The organism is Paenibacillus hunanensis, assembly GCF_014645615.1.
GTDB lineage: Bacteria > Bacillota > Bacilli > Paenibacillales > Paenibacillaceae > Saccharibacillus > Saccharibacillus hunanensis.
The window spans coordinates 262,838-282,678 of the sequence record NZ_BMMB01000007.1; the positions used below are offsets into that span (position 1 = coordinate 262,838).

The following is a 19,841-nucleotide window of genomic DNA, read 5'->3' on the forward strand; positions in this document are numbered from 1 at the left end:
CAGTCCATTTATTGAGGAGGATTTACCCATGGATGAATTGAAAGTTATCGTATTTAAACTGGCAACCGAGGAGTATGGCATCGAGGTCGATAAAGTACAAACAATCGAGCGTATGATGCCTATAACCCGCGTTCCTAAAACGCTTGATTTTGTAAAAGGCGTTATTAATCTGCGCGGTGTCGTCATTCCGGTTATCGATCTGCGCGGTCGCTTCAATCTGGCGCAGACAGAATACAACGATCAAACCCGTATCATCATCGTGGAAGTGGACAAAATGCAAGTAGGTTTCATCGTAGACTCCGCAAATGATGTCGTCGATATCAAACGCAGCAGCATCGAAAAACCGCCTGAGGTTGTAGGTGGCGTAAAAGCAAGATACCTTGATGGTGTAGCAAAGCTTGACGAAGAACGGCTGCTGATCATGCTTAACCTCGCGGAAGTGCTTGATAAAACCGAGGTTGTGCAACTCGAAGGTATCGAGGATTAATCATGGGTTTCTTTGAGAAACTCGAAGGCTTCAAAATGGATGTGCTGAAGGAGGTTGGGAATATCGGGGCAGGCAATGCAGCCACTGCCCTTTCCCAGCTTCTGGACAAGCCCATCGATATGGCAGTGCCAAAGGTTCAGATTTTACCATTTGATCAAATTGCCGAAAAGGTTGGCGGACAGGAACAGATTGTACTTGCGGTCTTTTTCCGCGTAGAGGGAGATGCTCCAGGGAATCTATTCTTTATTCTGACTCCAGAAGCAGGCAAAGGTCTGCTTCATCGACTGGCAGGACTTGTAGTGGTCGATGAGGAGCAGTTTAGTGAAATGGAGCAATCCGCATTATCCGAGATCGGTAACATTCTGGCAGGCTCGTATCTGTCCTCGCTTGCTGACTTTACGGGTCTTTCCATGACTCCGACCGTACCAGGTCTTGCGTACGATATGGCAGGCGCGATCCTCAATTATGGACTCATCCAGTTCGGTGAAATGGGTGACGATGCACTTCTGATTGATACGACTTTCCTTGAAGGTAAAAATGAAGTTGAAGGACAATTTTTCCTGATTCCCGATCCCGAATCATTTGAAAAGATCTTCATCGCGCTAGGAGTTCCATTGCAAGATGATTGAAGAACAAGCCGTCGTTAAGGTGGGTATGGCCGATTTGAACGTCGTAAAGGAATCAGGAATCATCCGGACGACGGGATTGGGTTCATGTGTGGGTCTTACTCTCTACGACAAAAATATTCACCTGGTCGGCATGGCGCACGTCATGCTGCCATCATCGGATATTGCTCGTGAAGGGCAGTTGAACATTGCGAAATACGCAGATACTGCGTTACCGGAATTGCTCAAACGAATGGCAGATCTTGGTGCAATTCGCTCTAGATTAGTCGCTAAAATGGCTGGCGGTGCACAGATGTTCTCCTTTTCCAGTGGTGGTGACAATATGCGGATTGGTCCCCGCAATGTGGAAGCCTGCAAATTATTTCTACAAGAGTACAAAATTCCTTTAATCGCGGAGGATACCGGTGCCAATTATGGACGCACGATTGAAATGGATTGTACAACAGGAATGTTGTCGATTCGAAGCGTACAAATGGGTAAGAAGGAAATATGAGGTATGATAGGGAATATTAAGATCAATGTATGGTCTGGGGTGCTGGGGTTTCTCATCACCTTTCTGTTCTCTTTAGGAAATAATTTGTGGACCACCAGCCTCGTAAGAGGCTGTTTAGGCTTTATCCTCTGGTTTGCGCTCGCCTTTCTGCTACGGTTTATACTGGGCGTGCTTGCAACGCCGGGTAACAATGCAGGAAAACCGCCTGCAAGTGGTGCGGTGCAGGGCATACAGGAAGACGAAGGGCAGCCTTTGAACGATGAACCGGGACGAGGCAATCTGCTTGATATCACCACACCGGATCAAGACAATGAACTAAACGATTTGCTGACACCGAAGCCATCCCATTCTGACGGTGATAACGGCTTCGCACCTCTGAATCCACCCAAGCTCGTTTCAACCAAGGAACAGGATCCAGAGGAACTGGCGAAGGCCTTACGCCACCTGACACAAAAGTAAGGAGGGTGAAAGCAAGTGAGCGAGCAAAAGGGAAGCCATTTAAACCACATTGAGCTGTGGGTACAGTGGAAGGAACATGGCAATGTAGAAGCGAAAAAAAAGCTGATCGAAAATTATCTAGGAACGGTTGAATATGTGTCCAGCCGACTTGCTATTGGTCTTCCGAAAAATGTATCGAAGGATGATCTGATGAGCAATGGTGTTATGGGTCTAATCGACGCAATCGAGAAATTCGACTACAAACGCGGACTGCAATTTGAAACGTATGCTTCATGGCGTGTACGCGGAGCCATCCTGGATGGATTAAGACAAGGGGACTGGGTACCTCGTTCGGTGAGAGAAAAAGCACGGAAAATTGAGGATGCCTATCAGCAGCTGGAACAAAAATATTTGCGCTCCGTATCCGATGCAGAGATTAGTGAATATTTGGATGTGAGCGAGCGTGAATTCCAAACGATGCTTCAGGATGTAGCTGTTATGACGATTACATCACTTGAGGATCCTATTCGTGAAGAAGAATCCGAAACACGCATGTCCTTGATCGTGGATGAAAAAGCGAAAAATCCCGATCGTTCAGTCAATGATTTTGTGTTGAAGGAATTGTTAATGAAGGGGATCGAGAAGCTTACTGAAAAAGAAAGAACGGTTGTGTCGCTCCTTTATTATGAAGACCTTTCACTCAGTGAAATTGCGGAAGTGATGTCGTTATCCCCGTCACGCATCTCACAACTGCACTCAAAAGCAATCCTTCGTTTACGAGGAGCGCTGGATAAGCAAAGAGGTCTGTTAATGCAGGATATGTAACGCCGTTTGTGAAAGGGGAAATAAGGCGTGACATCTCAATTGACGATTGATCAATATGTCAAAATTAGTTTTTCCAACGACAAATCGGTTGCTTATATGGAAATTGCCAATCTTGAGTTTGATGATGAATTTGAATGGACTGTAGAACAATTGGAGGGATTTTTGCGTACACAGGGAATCACCCACGGCATACAGATGGATGAACTCAAAAAACTGGCTGAGCGTCCCGAGGCATACCGTTCCGAACTGGTAGCGGTAGCCTGCGGTACACCACAAGTGCCTGGAATTGATGGTTATATCCAATATGCAGTGAGGTTAGATGACCAAGATCGTGGTCCACGCGAAGCTGAAAATGGCAGAGTGGATTACAAGGAAATTATACGATTAAATAATACGCTCAAGGGTCAGCTGATTGCTGAAAAAGTTGATCCATTGCCTGGTGAAGCGGGTATAGATGTAAAAGGAGAGCCTATTCCCTACAAACCAGGCAAGGATGTGCGTTTCAAAATCGGCAAAAATATCGTACTTAATCCGGAGCAAACCGCAATTTACGCAGCGATTGATGGGATGATCTCATTTACCGACAACGAGAAGATCAACGTATTTCCTGTATATGAAGTAAACGGCGACGTCGACTATCATACCGGTAATATCGATTTTGTTGGAACGGTTGTCATTCGTGGAAATGTATTATCCGGTTTTCGAGTGAGCGCTTCTGGCGATATTCGAGTGGTCGGTGGCGTGGAGGGCGCAGAGATTGAAGCAGGCGGCTCCATTGAAGTTACCGGTGGTATTATCGGATATCATAAAGGGCTGGTCAAAGCCGCTGTCGATGTCAAAACAGGATTTATTCAGGATGCTAACGTACAGGCAGGCGAAACAGTGCATGTATCGCAAAGTATTATGCACTCGCACGTACAGGCAGGTATTAGCATTCGCTGCGATGGTCCGAAGGGTCTGATCGTTGGTGGACATTTACAGGCAGGCGAGATGGTAGTCGGACGAACGATCGGCAATACGGCATTCACCGTTACCGAAATCGAGGTAGGCGTGCTACCGGAGCTGCGTAATCAACTGGTTGTGCTACGGAAAGAGCTTAAAACACATAACGAAAATCTGGATAAAACCGAAAAGGCACTTGTGCTGCTTGATCAATTAGCAGCCGTAGGACAGCTCGGTCCAGATAAAATGGCACTTCGTATCAAGCTTTCTGCCACGAAAAAGAGCCAGCTTCGTGAGCGCGATGAGATTCGTGATAGCGCCCTGGAGATCGAAAAAAGGCTGGAAGAGTCAGGCAAAGCAAAAATTGAAGTGATGCATACGATTTATGGCGGTTCCAAGCTGGTCATCGGTCGTTATACCAAGTATATTAAAGATACAGCCCAGCGCGTAAGCTTCGTCTTCACAGATGGAGATATCACGATGGTGCCTAATCATTAATATTAATCCAGTATAAGGTGGGTGTTCACTATGGGTTTGAGAGCTGTAGAATTGCAAATTGCTGTACCGCGTACAACGGAAGCAAGTAAAATTCAACAGGAAAATCTGCTTCGCCCTTCCATTGAACAGTCAATATTAGCGGATCGCACGAGTGAAGAGACGGAACGAATGCGGACACGCAGTGATAGTGTCAAGGAATCCGCTTCTGGCATGATTCATGATGGTCATCCGGGTGAGCAGCATGCTCCTCGTCAGCATCACGCAGAGCAGCCAGTAGAAGAACAGCATGTAGCGCCCGCCGAGCATCCATACAAAGGCAAACATATCGACCTGTCCTTTTAAAAGGCAGGTTTTGTTTGCAATCGAACACGATCACTACATTTTGACGATAAATTAACGCAGGTGAGTATACAATGGGTGATTTCCCTTCATGGGTATATATCGTTTTGCTGGGAGCAGTTGCCGTTGTTTACGGTATGCTGCTTCCGAAAAAACGAGAGGCTAAGCAGCAGCCAGAAGCTGCATTATCCTCTACCGTAGAAAAGGTAGAAGATACGCTAGAGCATTATATGACCGAAATCGAAAAGGAAAACGAAGAGATTATCGATCTCGTTTCCAAAATCAAGCAGGAATCCTCAGCCAAGCAAATTGCCTTGCAGGAGCAGGTGAGTGAAATGCGTCAGCGTCTAATGGAGCTGGAGCAGCGTGCTGTACCTGCACCACAAGCATCATCATCGGTATCTGAGGAGCCTGTAGCGATGGAGTCTCCTGTTGTTCCACCTTTAGACCCTGCGATGCTTGGACGTCAAGGTGAGGCGCTACGCGAATCCGCAGCACGTATGCAGCGGGAGCAGGAGGAATTAGAGGCTGCACAGCAAGAGCAGCAGAACGCTGCCAAGGAACGCATTCAGGATCGTTATCCAGAGCTGTTCCAGTTGCATGAAAGTGGAAAGTCTGTCGACACTATTGCCCGTACCGTTGGCCTCCAGCGAGGGGAAGTTTTATTGATTTTGCAGCTGGCCAAACAGGAGGAACAATCGTGATCAAAAATCGCTCATTAATGATCGGAATCGGAATCGGCATCATCCTTGGTGCTGTATTGCTACAGCTTGTGAATATCGGTAAGGGGCAAACGATGCTAAGCGGTGCGCAGCTCACCCCCGAGCAGATTCAGCAGGCCGCTCAGGCGCAAAATATGCAGGTATATACCGCAGATCAAAAGGTATACACCAAGGAGCAGTGGCAGGAGCTAGTGAAGCAGGAGGAAGAGAAGAAGAAGCAGTCTCAGCAATCGGGACAGCAAAGCACCACCAAAGAACCAGAGGAGACCAAACAGCCAACTTCTCCGGAAAGTCCAGAGCAGCCAAGCACCTCAGATACGAAAAGCTCAACAAGCTCCTCGACTCAGTCTTCAGCAAATGGCACACAGTCTGGCTCCGCTTCGGGTACAGTCAATACGCCGTCTCAGCCAACGACGCCGACAACTACGAAAAATACGGCATCTGCTTCGAATACGGCATCGACTAACACATCAGGCAACTGGTTTACTGTGAGCAGTGGTCAGATGCTCAATGATATTGCCTTTAACCTGAAAAAGCAGGGATTGATTAAAAGTCAGGGTGACTTTATCAATCGAGCATCCCAGCTAAATGTGAACAAAAAGCTACAGGTAGGCAGCTATCAGATTAGCTCCGGTCAGAGCTACGATGATATTTTGCGTACATTATCAGGACAGTCATCTCCTTAATAGGTCGTGCACATGCGGCAGCCGGAGATGGCTGTTTTTTTGCAAATAAAATAGTTGCGAACAGATATGCGCCTATGCTATATTATTAACTGGTGTTAAAACACACGCATTCTGATTTCAGGCAGAGGTGCTTTTCGTATGAGAAGTTTTGCCGAAAGTTGACGTTTGCGGAGGCACACAAAAAACCAAATCTAGGAGGAACACACACATGGCAGTTATTTCCATGAAACAGCTTCTCGAAGCTGGCGTACATTTCGGTCACCAGACTCGTCGTTGGAACCCGAAAATGGATCGTTACATCTTTACTGAAAGAAACGGTATCTACATCATCGACCTGCAAAAAACGGTTAAAAAAGTTGACGAAGCTTACAACTTTGTAAAATCCGTAGCAGCAGACGGCGGTACTGTACTGTTCGTTGGTACTAAAAAGCAAGCTCAAGATTCCGTTAAGGAAGAAGCTGAGCGCGCTGGTCAATTCTACATCAACCAACGTTGGTTGGGTGGTACACTGACTAACTTCGAAACTATCCAAAAACGTATCAATCGTCTGAAAGAGCTGGAAAAATGGGAAGAAGACGGTACTTTCGAAGTACTGCCTAAAAAAGAAGTTATCCTGCTCCGCAAAGAGAAAGATCGTCTGGAAAAATTCCTCGGCGGTATCAAAAACATGAAAGGTTTGCCTAGCGCCCTGTTCATCATCGACCCTCGTAAAGAGCGTATCGCTGTTGCAGAAGCTCGCAAACTGGGTATCCCAATCGTAGGTATCGTTGATACAAACTGCGATCCAGACGAAATCGACTACGTTATTCCAGGTAACGACGACGCGATCCGCGCTGTTAAACTGTTGACTGGTAAAATGGCTGATGCAGTGATCGAAGCTAACCAAGGCGAGCAAACAACTGCCTAATTGCTAATCACGTATCGATAAGAAATTCACGTTATGCAAAATAAAAGGGTGGCTGGCAGGTGTAAAACCTTTCACTGCCCTTTTTTTAAGGTGTCGGGAATTTTATTTCCTGATGAAATATGGTAAGCTTCTACTGGATGTGCATCCTTAGGAAGAAGCTACAATACTTGCAGAACGGTTGGCTGGCATTGCTTGAACCGATTTAGTACGCAAGGTACTTATATTCTATTCTCAACTATATGGAGGTTACACTAATGGCAGTTAACGCAAGCGCAGTAAAAGAGCTTCGTGAAAAAACAGGCGCAGGTATGCTGGATTGCAAAAAAGCGCTGGAAGAAACAAACGGCGACATCGCAAAAGCGATTGACGTTCTTCGTGAAAAAGGTCTGTCCGCAGCAGCAAACAAAGCTGGCCGCGCAGCAACTGAAGGTACAGTTGAATCCTACATCCACGCTGGTGGTCGTATCGGCGTACTGGTAGAAATCAACTGTGAAACTGACTTCGTTGGTAAAACAGATCAGTTCAAAGACTTCGCACGCGATATCGCTATGCAAATCGCAGCAGCTAGCCCACTTTACGTTCGTCGTGAAGAAGTTCCAGCTGAAGCAATCGAGAAAGAAAAAGAAATCCTGAAAGCTCAAGCGCTGAACGAAGGCAAGCCTGAGAAAATCGTTGAGAAAATGGTTGAAGGTCGCATCAACAAGTACTACGAAGAGTACTGCCTGCTGGAGCAATCTTTCGTTAAAGATCCAGACAAAACAATCAGCCAACTGCTGAACGAAAAAATCAGCACAATCGGTGAAAACATCTCGATCCGTCGTTTCGCTCGTTTCGAGCTGGGCGAAGGTCTGGAGAAAAAAGAAGATAACTTTGTTGAAGAAGTTATGGCACAGGTTAAACGCTAATCTTCAATCATTGAAGATAACCATACCGGATCACAATTCGGGAATACAAACAAGGGAGGGGACACAGACTGTGTTCCTTCTTTTGTAAAATCCTATAGAAAAGTCGCTCCGGCTAACATAACTAAATTCACAAAGTGGAGGGTATGCATTTTGAATAAGCCTGTATTTAAAAGAGTGGTCCTGAAGGTCAGTGGTGAGTCGTTATCGGGAACAACGGGATATGGTATCGAATCTGATATGATCTCGTCGATCGCCGAGCAAATCAAGGAAGTTGTCGAGCTGGGTGTAGAAGTTGCAGTCGTATGTGGCGGCGGGAATATCTGGCGCGGGATTGCAGGCAGCCAGAACGGGATCGACCGTGCAACGGCTGACTATATGGGCATGCTGGCTACAGTGATGAACTCACTGGCACTACAGGATGCGCTGGAGCAGATCGAAGTTCCTACGCGTGTACAGACTTCCATCGCAATGCAGCAGATTGCCGAGCCTTACATTCGTCGTAGAGCGATTCGTCACCTGGAAAAGGGACGTGTTGTCATTTTCGCGGCAGGTACGGGTAATCCATTCTTCTCCACAGATACAACAGCAGCACTGCGTGCAGCTGAGATCGAAGCAGAAGTTATTTTGATGGCGAAAAACAAAGTTGATGGTGTGTACTCGGCAGATCCGTTCAAGGACCCGACTGCACAAAAATTCGAGCAACTCACCTACATGGAGGTGCTGAATCAGAATCTGGGCGTTATGGATTCGACAGCTTCCTCACTGTGTATGGATAACAATATTCCTTTGATTGTCTTCGCTATTACAGAGCAAGGCAATATCAAACGCGTTGTACTGGGTGAAAAAATCGGAACTATCGTTAAAGGGAGTGTAGATTAATGCCACAAGGGATCAAGAAAAGCGCAGAAGAACGCATGGAGAAAGCAATCCAGGCGCTGGGCCGTGACCTTGCAACATTGCGTGCAGGCCGTGCAACTCCATCCATTCTGGATCGTGTACAGGTGGAATACTACGGTGCGATGACACCGGTAAACCAGCTGGCTAACATTAGCACACCAGACCCACGCACACTGCTCATTCAGCCGTGGGACAAAACGTCACTGAGCGATATCGAGCGTGCGATCATGAAGTCGGATCTCGGCTTGACACCTGCGAATGATGGTAACATTATCCGCCTGTCAATTCCGGCACTGACTGAAGAGCGTCGTACAGAGCTGGTGAAGCTGACGAAGAAATTCGGTGAAGAATCAAAAGTAGCGATTCGTAACATTCGCCGTGATGCGAATGATGATATTAAAAAGCTTGAAAAAACAGATATCTCTGAAGATGAGTCACATGGTCATCAGGAGGATGTACAGAAGCTGACGGACCGATTCATCAAGGAAGTCGACAATGTACTTGCTGCGAAAGAAAAAGAGATCATGGAAGTGTAAGAGACTGGCGACCCCTCCAACCTGGTGGGGTTTGTCTCTTTTCACACCGTATGGAGGAAAAGCAATGTTCAAGCGTGTTGTTCGCTCGTGGTTGGATAAAGATGAACAGGGTCAATCCAGCGAGCTGTCGCCGGATAATATTCCACAGCATATTGCCGTTATTATGGACGGAAATGGACGCTGGGCAAAAAACTTCGGCATGCCACGTGTGATCGGGCATCAAAACGGGATGAAAGCAGTCAAGCGTGCAACGATTGCAGCTGATGAGCTTGGGGTCAAGTATTTGACGATGTATGCTTTCTCCACTGAAAACTGGAAGCGCCCAAAGGATGAGGTGGAGTTTTTGATGAAGCTGCCTGCTGAATTTGTGGCAACCGAGCTGGATGAACTGGTAGAGCGAAATGTACAGGTTCGCCTGATGGGTGATAAAAGTATACTGCCTGCTTATACGCTGGAGCCGCTTGAAAAAGCTATCCGCGATACGAAACACAACACCGGACTGGTGCTCACCTTTGCGCTAAACTATGGTAGTCGGATTGAAATTACCGAAGGTGTGAAGAAAATGGTGCAGGCTGTACAGGAAGGTTCGATATCCGTAGATGAGATCACGCCAGATACATTTGGCGAGGTGCTGCAATCATCCGGTTTGCCTGATCCCGATCTATTGATCCGCACAAGTGGAGAGCTTAGACTGAGTAATTTTATGCTATGGCAGCTAGCATATAGTGAGCTCTGGTTTACACCCATCTATTGGCCGGAATTTAGCAAGGAGCATATGATTGAAGCAGTAGCGGAGTATCAGCGCAGAATACGCAGATATGGCGGCTTATAAGCCGTAATCCCGGTGAGCGGGCCGCCCATGTTGTTTCGGATGGAGGATAAATTGTGAAAGAGCGGATAATCACGGGGCTTTTAGCCGCAATCTTATATCTGGGATTTTGTCTGGCTGGAGGGTATGCGTATCAAGCCTTTCTCCTGGCGATGGCACTGGTCGGATATTATGAGTTTGTAACGATGACAAAGGCGGCTCCATTCGGAGCACCGGCGGTGATCGGTTACATTAGTGTCGCATATATGCTTTTTCCCTGGACACTAATGGATCTGACACCGCCATTGTCCGTTGACCATATGATATGGGTCGTTATGCTGCTTCTGCTATCCATAACCGTCATCTCCAAAAATCGCCTGGATATTAAGCTGATGGCTATGCTGTTCATCGGGGCGTTTTATGTGGGGATGGGCTTTACCTACATCGCGGATACGAGGCAGGCACCGGACGGACACGGCTTGTTCTGGACATTTATGCTATTATGCTCGATCTGGGCGAGTGATATTGGAGCGTATTTTACAGGGAAAACGCTTGGCAGAAACAAGCTCTGGCCTTCGATCAGTCCAAATAAGACGATAGAAGGAGCGATCGGTGGAATTTTTTTTGCAATGGTGGCAGCGGTTGTGTTCTCGCTTGTGTCGCCAACGCTTCTTCCACTCTGGAATGCTCTTCTTATCGGTCTGGCAGCAGCTGTAGTCGGACAGATGGGAGATCTAATTCAATCTGCATATAAGCGCATCTATAACATCAAGGATTCGGGCAAGCTATTGCCAGGGCATGGCGGGATATTGGATCGCTGTGATAGCTGGCTGATGGTATTCCCATTTGTGCACATCCTGATGCTGATGCCATTTCAATAAATAGAACAGGTACAATACTGGAATCGACGATGGAGGCCATCATGAAAAAGATTGCAATTCTGGGTTCGACTGGCTCGATTGGTACACAAACACTGGATGTCGTACGTGCGCATCCCGAGCAATTTGCTGTAGAGGGTATTGCAGCAGGTAGCAATATTGATCTGGTCACCGAGCAAGCGCTGGAATTTCGTCCACGTCTTGTATCGGTTGCAAATCGCGAGCTGGCTGAGCAGCTTCGCTCCCGATTGCCACAGGAGATCGCCGTTCATTACGGAGATGAGGGGCTGATCGAAGTAGCTGCGGGTACGGATGCCGATACGGTCGTTACCGCAGTAATGGGCAGTATGGGGTTGCCTTCGACACTGGCAGCGATTGATGCTGGCAAAACGATCGGTCTTGCGAACAAAGAAACACTGGTAACCGCAGGTCATATTGTGACGGAGCGTGCGCGTCAGAAGGGCGTTGCCTTGCTACCGATTGATAGCGAGCACTCTGCAATCTTTCAATCGCTGAATGGTGAGCCACGTGAGCGTATTGCTGAGTTAACCTTAACGGCTTCTGGCGGCTCGTTCCGTGATCGTACACGCGAGCAGCTACGCGACGTTACTGTAGCGGATGCACTCAAGCATCCCAACTGGTCAATGGGTGCCAAAATCACGATTGATTCGGCCACGATGGCGAATAAAGGGCTTGAAGTGATTGAGGCACACTGGCTGTTTGATATGCCGTATGAGCGTATTTCAGTTGTATTGCACCCGGAAAGTATTATTCATTCCTATGTAGAATTCGTGGATACGAGTATTATCGCTCAGCTGGGCAATCCAGATATGCGAGTGCCGATTCAATATGCACTCACGTATCCAGATCGTCAGCCTTCTCCTTCTACGCGCTTGTCGCTGGCGAAAATTGGACAGCTGACCTTTCGCGAAATGGACGAGCAACGCTTCCCATGTCTGCGAATGGCTTTTGAGAGCGGACGTCTTGGCGGAACCGCGCCAACGGTATTCAATGCAGCGAATGAAATCGCTGTTGCTCGTTTCTTAAAGGGTGAGATTTCATTTCTAACGATTGAGGATATTATTGCGGATGCATTGGAGCAGCACGAGACGATTGCAGCACCCGATCTAGAGACGATTCATGAGGTGGATCGTTTGACCAGAGCGCGTGCAGCGAAGGCTTTTGCCTAATTCCACACGGTCTTCCAAGCGGCAGAAGGAGTGCTAGAATGAGATATGGAAAAAATTTCATTCTACTGTACTGCCGCTGCTTGTAACCGGACTTACAAAAGTGATAATCTAAGAACGTACAGACTATCCGGTCTTACAGACTTCGGTCGCAAGCATATGAAGGAGGATTTGGCAATTTGGAGACAATTCAAGTAATAATCATGACGGTACTCATGTTTTTCGTCATTGTCACGGTGCATGAATGGGGACATTATTTCTTTGCCAAACGTGCCGGGGTACTTGTACGCGAATTCGCAATCGGGTTTGGACCCAAGCTGTTTTCATATAAAAAGGATGAGACGGTATTCACATTACGGCTGCTGCCATTTGGTGGTTATGCGCGTATGGCAGGCGAAGACCCAGAGCTAGCAGATATTCAGCCGGGTCAGACCATCGCTGTACGTACAGCCGGTGATCAGGTCAAATCGATCTTTGTGGATCAGCTCGATAACCGTCGTAATGTCATTCGCGGCGAAGTGCAGTCGATCGATCTGGTGGATGATCTGCGCATCGTAATGGATGTAGATGGCGAGGTGCAGACCTTCGCTGTACATCCACAGGCCATGATGACCGTCAAAGGTCAGGAGATTCAGATCGCACCGCGCAACCGTCATTTTAACAGTGCATCGGTTGGACAACGTGCGTTATCGATTTTCGCTGGGCCTGCGATGAACTTTATTCTCGCATTCGTACTGTGTATCATCTTCGTACGAATGACAGGTGTTCCAGTCGATAATCCACAGGGCGTTGTGCTTGGACAGGTAACTGAAGCGTCTGCTGGACAGGTTGCTGGCTTGCAAAAGGGCGATATCGTTGAAGAAATTAACGGCGTTCGCATCGGCGGCGACTCGGCTAAAATGATCGGTATGATCGAGCAATCTCCAGGCAAAGCGATGGAGTGGAAGATTGAGCGTAACGGTCAACAGGAAACGATCAATGTCACACCAAAAGCTGATCCGAATAGTAATAATGTCGGTAAGGTGGGTGTCTCTGTATCTCCGCAAACACGTCCAGCTGGCTTTACGGAAACGTTCACTCAGGCAGGACATCAGTTTGTCGATATGAGCACAGCGATTCTGGGCGGACTGAAAAAGCTGATCTTTGGTCAGTTCCAGATCAATGATCTGGCTGGACCGGTCGGCACCGTAGATATGACCGCGCAGGTCGCTCGTCAAGGACTGGCAAGTATGATTTTATGGACAGCATTGATTAGTACGAACCTAGGTATTTTCAATCTGTTGCCGATTCCAGCCCTGGATGGTAGTCGATTGATCTTCATTTTCGTTGAATGGATTCGCCGTAAGCCAATCGAGCCGAGCAAGGAAGGTCTCGTGCATGTTATTGGCTTTGCGATGCTGTTCCTGCTGATGATTGCAGTCACGTATAACGATATTTTGCGTTTGATTAAAGGCTAATGAACAGATCAACATGGCAGCCAGGCACAACGTGCAGCAGCATGAGCGTTGTGCCTGGCTGTTGTTTGCCTGTATTTCTATTGTTCTTTTGCGGAACATCTTCAAAAAAAATAATGAATCATGCTACAATAGATGAACAAACAGGAATATCTACATGCGAAGGCAAGATGTCCTGATCAGCTGCAACAATAGAGGCACCGTGTCGATGATAGCGGTCGCCCATTTTAATTACGGGTCACTTACGGGAGGATATCCACTTTTATGTCGAACGAAAAGCAGGACAAACAATTTGTAACAGAAATTACACCACAGAGCGAGGACTTCTCGCGCTGGTACATTGACGTGATCAAAAAAGCGGATCTGATGGACTATTCACCGGTACGCGGCTGTATCGTATTCCGTCCAGATGGCTATGAAATTTGGGAGCATATTCAGCGAGATCTGGATCGTCGTTTCAAAGAAACCGGTCACCGCAATGCGTATTTCCCACTCTTTATTCCAGAAAGCTTCTTTGAAAAAGAAAAAGAGCACGTAGAAGGCTTCAATCCTGAGCTGCCGTGGGTAACAGAAGCTGGTGGCGATCCGCTGGAAGAGCGTTTGGCGATCCGTCCAACCTCGGAAACGATGTTTGGTCATATGTATTCCAAATGGATTCAATCCTACCGTGATTTGCCAGTCCTGATCAACCAGTGGGCAAACGTAGTACGTTGGGAAAAGCGTACATTGCCATTCCTGCGTACAAGTGAATTCCTGTGGCAGGAAGGTCATACGGCACACGAAACAGCGGAAGACGCAATGGAAGAAACGATGCGTATGCTGGATGTATACACTGAATTTGTTGAGGAATTCCTGGCGATTCCAGTAATTAAGGGTCAAAAGAGCCCATCTGAGAAATTTGCTGGAGCAAAAGCTACATATTCCATCGAGGCGATGATGAAGGATGGACGCGCTGTACAAGCAGGTACTTCTCACTATATGGGAACTAACTTTGCCGAGGCGTTCGAAATTCAATTCCTGAGCCGCGACAATACACAGGAATATGCACATACAACATCCTGGGGTGTAAGCACTCGTCTGATCGGCTCACTGATTATGGTACACGGTGATGACCGCGGATTGGCACTGCCACCAAAGGTAGCACCAAAGCAAGTCATGATTATTCCAATCGGCCCACCAAAAACACGCGATATGGTCGTTGGACGTGCAGATGAGCTGTTTGCTGAACTGAAAAAAGCAGGCGTTCGCGTCGGTATCGATGATCGCGCGGATGTTCGTCCAGGCTGGAAGTTCAACGAATACGAAATGCGCGGGATTCCAGTTCGTCTGGAAGTTGGACCACGTGATATCGAAAACGGCGTTTGCGTACTCGTTTCCCGTATTACAGGTGAGAAGAAACAGGTACCACTGGACAACATCGTAGAAGAAGTTCAAACGATGCTGGATCAAGTACAGCAGGAAATGTACAACCGTGCACTATCGTTCCGCGAGGAGAACATGCATGTTGTCGATACGCTGGATGAAATGAAAGCGATCATGGAAGAGAAGCGTGGCTTCTTTATCGCAGGCTGGGATGGTACAGATGAAACGGAGCGTCTCGTTAAAGAAGAAACAGGTGCAACGATTCGTAATATTCCATTCAAGCTCGATGTGCAAAAAGAAACATGTCTCGTAACAGGTCAGCCAGCGAAGCATACGGTTGTATTTGCACGAGCGTATTAATAAGATTGAAGCCTGATTGAGCGATTTGAATCTGGCTATACAAGCAAGCAGAACTCAAGCAGGCAAGCTTCCGTCAAACGGAGTGGACGTGATGTCCGGCACCGAATGGTCAGGAGGCTTGCCGCTTTTTTGAAGGGGGACCTCATGAGCGCAAGCGGAGAAAGAAGACAACGTTTTGAGCTGCTGATGAAACAGGCTGAAGTGCCTGCCAGTCTGATGGAGCCCTATTTTGCGGATGGAGCGATCGAGCAAGTGGAGGTCAGCCGCACGAATAAGGAATGGAAACTGATCATTGCCAAGGAGACACTGGTACCCTCGGTAACCTATCGGACCTTTTGTCGGCATATTCAGGACAAGATGGCACATATCGCGAAAATACGGTTTCGTTTTCACTATAGCGAGTCAGTTGATCCGGTACAGATTATTGAAGAATACTGGTCGCTGTTTCTGGAGTGGGTACAGCGCGAGATTCCATCGGTCAATGGCTGGATGACACGGGCGAAGTTTGCTCTGGCAGGCGATGTGCTTACACTCACGATGAGTGATAATATGGCGCTGGAGCTGGCGAAAAAGAAGCAAATCGATCAAGCGATCGTCAAGTTTTACGACGATTATTTTAATATAGCACTACGTATCAAAATCGAAGTAGGCGAAAGCTCCTCCGAGGATGTACAGGCGTTTCATGAAAAACGGCGCCAGGAGGAATTGCAGGAGATTGAACGGATCATGACCAGTATGGAATCTGAGCTGGAGGAAGAAGTGGACGAGGATGGCGAGCCAGTTCGTCTACAGGTCGGTTATGAGATTAAGGAGCCTGCTGTACCATTGCAGGAACTTCAGGATGAAGAGAAGAAGATTATCGTTCAAGGTACGATCTTCGGTCTGGATAGCAAGGAGCTACGTAATGGTAGCACCCTGTTCACGTTCTTTATTACAGACTTTACCGATTCGTTGCAAATGAAGATGTTTGCGAAGACGAAGGACGATTTGAAAATTATGAGCCTGCTTGCTAATGGCAAATGGGTGAAAGCGCGTGGACGTGTCGAGTATGACCGTTTTATGCAAATTCCAGAGCTGGCAATGATTCCGTCCGATCTGTCAGAAATCAAAGCTCCACCAGGACGCAAGGACGATGCTGCTGAAAAGCGTGTCGAATTCCATCTGCATACGACTATGAGCACGATGGATGCGGTAACGACGATTGATAAATATGTAAAAACGGCTGCCGATTGGGGACATCCTGCGATTGCAGTGACAGACCATGGCGGTGTGCAATGTTACCCTGAGGCTGCTAAAGCAGCGAAAAAGCATGGTGTGAAGCTAATCTACGGTCTGGAAGCCAACGTCGTGAACGACTCGACCGAGATTGTACTGAATCCACAACCACTAGAATTGAAAACAGCGACTTACATCGTATTCGATATTGAGACGACAGGTTTGTCGATTACACAAAATAAAATTATCGAGATTGCAGCGGTGAAAATGCAGGATGGCAAGGAAATTGATCGCTATGCCACCTTTGTTGATCCCCATGAGCGCATTCCATACAATATCCAGCAATTGACCAATATTACCGATGAAATGGTACGCGGTGCACCAGAGATTGATCAGGTTATTCGTGAATTTGTACAATTTGCTGGAGACGATATACTGGTTGCGCACAATGCGCGTTTTGATATTGGTTTTATCCAGGCGACATTGAAAAATCACGATCTGCCTGAGATGACGAATCCGGTTCTCGATACGCTCGAGCTGGCTCGTTTACTCTATCCAACGCTGAAAAATCACCGTCTGAACACACTGGCTGCCAAGTATAAAGTGGCACTGGAAAGTCATCACCGGGCGATTGACGATACGATTGCACTGGGTGGTATTCTGTTTGGCTTACTCAAAGATGCAGAGCAGGAGCGACGCTTGACTCGTTTGGATCGACTGAATGATTTTGTCGGTCAGGATCTATCTAATGCGCGTCCATTCCATTGCACCGTATATGCAATGAATGAGCAGGGTAAGAAAAATCTGTTCAAGCTTGTATCGCTGTCGCATACTGAATATTTCAAGCGTGTACCGCGTATACCGAAGTCCGTTCTGACACAGTATCGTGAAGGCTTGATCGTGATGTCGGGCTGTGAGAAGGGCGAGTTTTTTGAAACGGTACTGAATAAGACGCTGGAAGAAGCCGAAGAGGTTGCACAGTTTTACGATGTACTGGAAATTCAGCCACTGACGATGTATATGCATCTGGTCGATAAAGGGCTGGTCGGTACACCACGTGAACTGGAGATTGCGGTACAAAAGATCGTTGATCTGGGTGTGAAGCTGGATAAGCCTGTAGTAGCAACGGGCAATGTGCATTATCTGGAGCCACGGGAGAAAATTTTCCGTGATATTACGATTAATGGGATTACCGGCTTTAGTCCGCTTAAAGATCAGCGTAAGCCGGATGCCCATTTCCGTACGACCAATGAAATGCTCGATGAATTCAAGTTCCTTGGTGAGGAAAAAGCTTACGAGGTCGTGGTGACGAATACGCAGGCACTGGCAGAGCGCTTCGAGGTATATCCACTGTTCCCGGATAAGCTGTTCACGCCGAATCTGGAAGGTGCAGATGAAGAGATTCGTAACACCTGCTATGCGACAGCACGCTCGATCTACGGTGAGGAATTGCCTGAGGTTGTAGTCGCTCGTCTGGAAAAGGAATTGGAGCCTATTATTAAATACGGCTTCTCCGCCAACTATCTCATTTCGGAGAAGCTCGTTAAAAAGTCCAATGAAGACGGCTATCTGGTCGGTTCACGGGGCTCGGTCGGCTCATCGATCGTTGCGACCTTCCTCGGCATTTCCGAGGTTAATCCGCTCCCTGCTCATTATATCTGCGTGAATTCGGAATGCAGACATAGCGAATGGTTTCTGGATGGTAGCGTACCGAGTGGATTCGACTTGCCAGAGAAGGAATGTCCGAACTGTGGCGGTCGTCTCAAGGGAGAAGGACAGGATATTCCGTTTGAGACGTTCCTTGGCTTTAAGGGCGATAAGGTTCCCGATATCGACTTGAACTTCTCCGGTGACTATCAGCCGATTGCCCATAACTATACGAAGATCCTATTTGGTGAGAAAAACGTATTCCGTGCAGGTACGATCGGTACGGTTGCAGAGAAAACCGCTTATGGCTTTGCCAAAAAATATGAAGAGCTACATCAAAAAAAATGGCGCGGTGCCGAGCTCAGTCGCCTTGCTGCTGGTTGTACTGGCGTAAAGCGTAGCACTGGACAGCATCCCGGCGGTATCGTCGTTGTGCCTGACTATATTGATGTAGAGGATGTTACACCTGTACAATATCCGGCTGATGATACAAGCGCTGAGTGGAAAACGACACATTTTGACTATCATGCCTTTGAAGCGAATCTGCTCAAGCTCGATATCCTCGGTCATGATGATCCGACGATGATGCGGATGCTACAGGATTTGACTGGGGTCGATCCAACGACGATTCCGATGAACGATCCGAAAGTTATGAGCATGTTTAACTCGACTGAAGCGCTGGGCATTTCACCGCATCAGCTGCGCAGTCCAGTTGCCACATACGGAGTACCGGAGATGGGGACAAAGTTCGTACGTCAGATGCTGGTGGAATCACAACCAACAAGCTTTGCCGATTTGCTGCAAATCTCCGGTCTATCCCATGGTACTGGCGTATGGCTCGGTAATGCACAGGAATTGATCAAAAACGGCACCTGCTCGATCAAAACAGTTATCGGCTGTCGTGACGATATTATGCTATTCCTGATCTACAAAGCGGGTATGGATGCAAGTCTGGCTTTTAAAATTACGGAGAGTGTGCGTAAAGGTAAAGGTCTGACAACAGAATGGATCGATGAGATGAAGCGCTGCAAGGTGCCGCAATGGTACATTGATTCCTGTCTCAAAATCCAGTACATGTTTCCGAAGGCGCACGCATCGGCTTACGTTATCTCTGCTGTGCGTACCGCTTACTTTAAGCTGTATCATCCGATTGAATATTATGCGACCTACTTTACGGTTCGTGCAGAGGACTTTGATATTGATCTATGCTGTCAGGGCTATGAAGCGATCTATCGCAAAATCGAAGAGATCGAGCAGCTCGGCTTCCAGGCATCACCGAAGGAAAAGGCAATGCTGTCCATTCTCGAAATGGCACTGGAAATGACAGCACGAGGTTTCACATTTAAGCCGCTCGATCTGTATCGCTCGCATGCAACCTCCTTTACAGTCGATGGCAAAAGTCTTATTCCACCGTTCTCTGCCGTACAGGGGATTGGTGATAATGCGGCTCGCAATATCGCTGCTTCTCGTGAGCATGGCGAGTTCCTATCGATTGAAGATTTCCAGCAGAAATCCAAAGCAAGTAAGACGATTGTAGAGCTGATGACGCAGATGGGCTGCTTCCGCGGTCTGCCGGAAAGTAACCAGTTGTCACTGTTTTAAAGGCGGGCGTTATGGGCAAGTAGTCAA

19 protein-coding genes are annotated in these 19,841 nt (G+C 47.5%); all 19 read left to right on the forward strand.

Annotation, left to right across the window (positions count from 1 at the left end):
• Nucleotides 1-28 precede the first annotated feature (28 nt).
• The 19 genes from IEX62_RS16705 to IEX62_RS16795 all read left to right on the forward strand — a co-directional run bounded on the left by IEX62_RS16705 (nt 29) and on the right by IEX62_RS16795 (nt 19,814).
• Entirely contained in the window at nt 29-487 is a 459-nt protein-coding gene (locus IEX62_RS16705) for a chemotaxis protein CheW (protein WP_188776674.1), read from the forward strand.
• A gap of 2 nt (nt 488-489) precedes the next feature.
• Nucleotides 490-1,116 carry a chemotaxis protein CheC gene (locus IEX62_RS16710; protein ID WP_188776675.1) on the forward strand — a complete coding sequence of 209 codons (627 nt, stop codon included), beginning with the start codon at nt 490-492 and terminating at the stop codon, nt 1,114-1,116.
• Nucleotides 1,109-1,606, forward strand: coding sequence for a chemotaxis protein CheD (locus IEX62_RS16715; protein WP_188776676.1), 498 nt, complete (start codon nt 1,109-1,111; stop codon nt 1,604-1,606). Before IEX62_RS16710 ends, IEX62_RS16715 begins: the two co-directional genes overlap by 8 nt.
• Nucleotides 1,607-1,609: 3 nt before the next feature.
• A complete protein-coding gene (locus IEX62_RS16720; protein WP_188776677.1) occupies nt 1,610-2,065 on the forward strand; it encodes a hypothetical protein in 456 nt (151 codons plus the stop codon).
• A 15-nt stretch (nt 2,066-2,080) separates the two neighbouring features.
• Nucleotides 2,081-2,869: a FliA/WhiG family RNA polymerase sigma factor gene (locus IEX62_RS16725; RefSeq protein WP_188776678.1), complete on the forward strand. Its 789-nt coding sequence runs from the start codon at nt 2,081-2,083 to the stop codon at nt 2,867-2,869.
• 27 nt (nt 2,870-2,896) lie between these two features.
• Nucleotides 2,897-4,309: a flagellar assembly protein A gene (locus tag IEX62_RS16730; protein ID WP_188776679.1), complete on the forward strand. Its 1,413-nt coding sequence runs from the start codon at nt 2,897-2,899 to the stop codon at nt 4,307-4,309.
• A gap of 30 nt (nt 4,310-4,339) precedes the next feature.
• Complete coding sequence (locus IEX62_RS16735; protein ID WP_188776680.1) at nt 4,340-4,651, forward strand: hypothetical protein; 312 nt, start codon at nt 4,340-4,342, stop codon at nt 4,649-4,651.
• 71 nt (nt 4,652-4,722) lie between these two features.
• Nucleotides 4,723-5,352, forward strand: coding sequence for a DUF6115 domain-containing protein (locus tag IEX62_RS16740; RefSeq protein ID WP_188776681.1), 630 nt, complete (start codon nt 4,723-4,725; stop codon nt 5,350-5,352).
• Nucleotides 5,349-6,056, forward strand: coding sequence for an endolytic transglycosylase MltG (locus tag IEX62_RS16745; RefSeq protein ID WP_188776682.1), 708 nt, complete (start codon nt 5,349-5,351; stop codon nt 6,054-6,056). The genes IEX62_RS16740 and IEX62_RS16745 overlap by 4 nt, the downstream gene beginning before the upstream one ends.
• 208 nt (nt 6,057-6,264) lie before the next feature.
• A complete protein-coding gene (gene rpsB / locus IEX62_RS16750; RefSeq protein WP_188776683.1) occupies nt 6,265-6,963 on the forward strand; it encodes a 30S ribosomal protein S2 in 699 nt (232 codons plus the stop codon).
• 254 nt (nt 6,964-7,217) lie between these two features.
• A complete protein-coding gene (tsf, locus tag IEX62_RS16755; protein WP_188776684.1) occupies nt 7,218-7,868 on the forward strand; it encodes a translation elongation factor Ts in 651 nt (216 codons plus the stop codon).
• 150 nt (nt 7,869-8,018) lie between these two features.
• The gene (gene pyrH / locus IEX62_RS16760; RefSeq protein WP_188776685.1) at nt 8,019-8,747 is read left to right on the forward strand and encodes a UMP kinase; all 729 of its coding nucleotides are present in this window, start codon (nt 8,019-8,021) and stop codon (nt 8,745-8,747) included.
• The gene (frr, locus tag IEX62_RS16765) at nt 8,747-9,301 is read left to right on the forward strand and encodes a ribosome recycling factor (protein ID WP_188776686.1); all 555 of its coding nucleotides are present in this window, start codon (nt 8,747-8,749) and stop codon (nt 9,299-9,301) included. Before pyrH ends, frr begins: the two co-directional genes overlap by 1 nt.
• Before the next feature lie 64 nt (nt 9,302-9,365).
• Nucleotides 9,366-10,133, forward strand: coding sequence for an undecaprenyl pyrophosphate synthase (gene uppS / locus IEX62_RS16770; protein WP_188776687.1), 768 nt, complete (start codon nt 9,366-9,368; stop codon nt 10,131-10,133).
• Between the two features lie 53 nt (nt 10,134-10,186).
• Nucleotides 10,187-10,990, forward strand: a complete 804-nt coding sequence (locus IEX62_RS16775) for a phosphatidate cytidylyltransferase (RefSeq protein ID WP_188776688.1) — start codon at nt 10,187-10,189, stop codon at nt 10,988-10,990.
• Between the two features lie 41 nt (nt 10,991-11,031).
• On the forward strand, nt 11,032-12,177 hold the full coding sequence (locus IEX62_RS16780; RefSeq protein ID WP_188776689.1) for a 1-deoxy-D-xylulose-5-phosphate reductoisomerase: 1,146 nt from the start codon (nt 11,032-11,034) through the stop codon (nt 12,175-12,177).
• 176 nt (nt 12,178-12,353) lie between these two features.
• The gene (gene rseP, locus IEX62_RS16785; RefSeq protein ID WP_188776690.1) at nt 12,354-13,631 is read left to right on the forward strand and encodes an RIP metalloprotease RseP; all 1,278 of its coding nucleotides are present in this window, start codon (nt 12,354-12,356) and stop codon (nt 13,629-13,631) included.
• 261 nt (nt 13,632-13,892) lie between these two features.
• A complete protein-coding gene (proS, locus tag IEX62_RS16790) occupies nt 13,893-15,350 on the forward strand; it encodes a proline--tRNA ligase (protein ID WP_188776691.1) in 1,458 nt (485 codons plus the stop codon).
• A 144-nt stretch (nt 15,351-15,494) separates the two neighbouring features.
• The gene (locus IEX62_RS16795) at nt 15,495-19,814 is read left to right on the forward strand and encodes a PolC-type DNA polymerase III (protein WP_188776692.1); all 4,320 of its coding nucleotides are present in this window, start codon (nt 15,495-15,497) and stop codon (nt 19,812-19,814) included.
• Nucleotides 19,815-19,841: the final 27 nt, after the last annotated feature.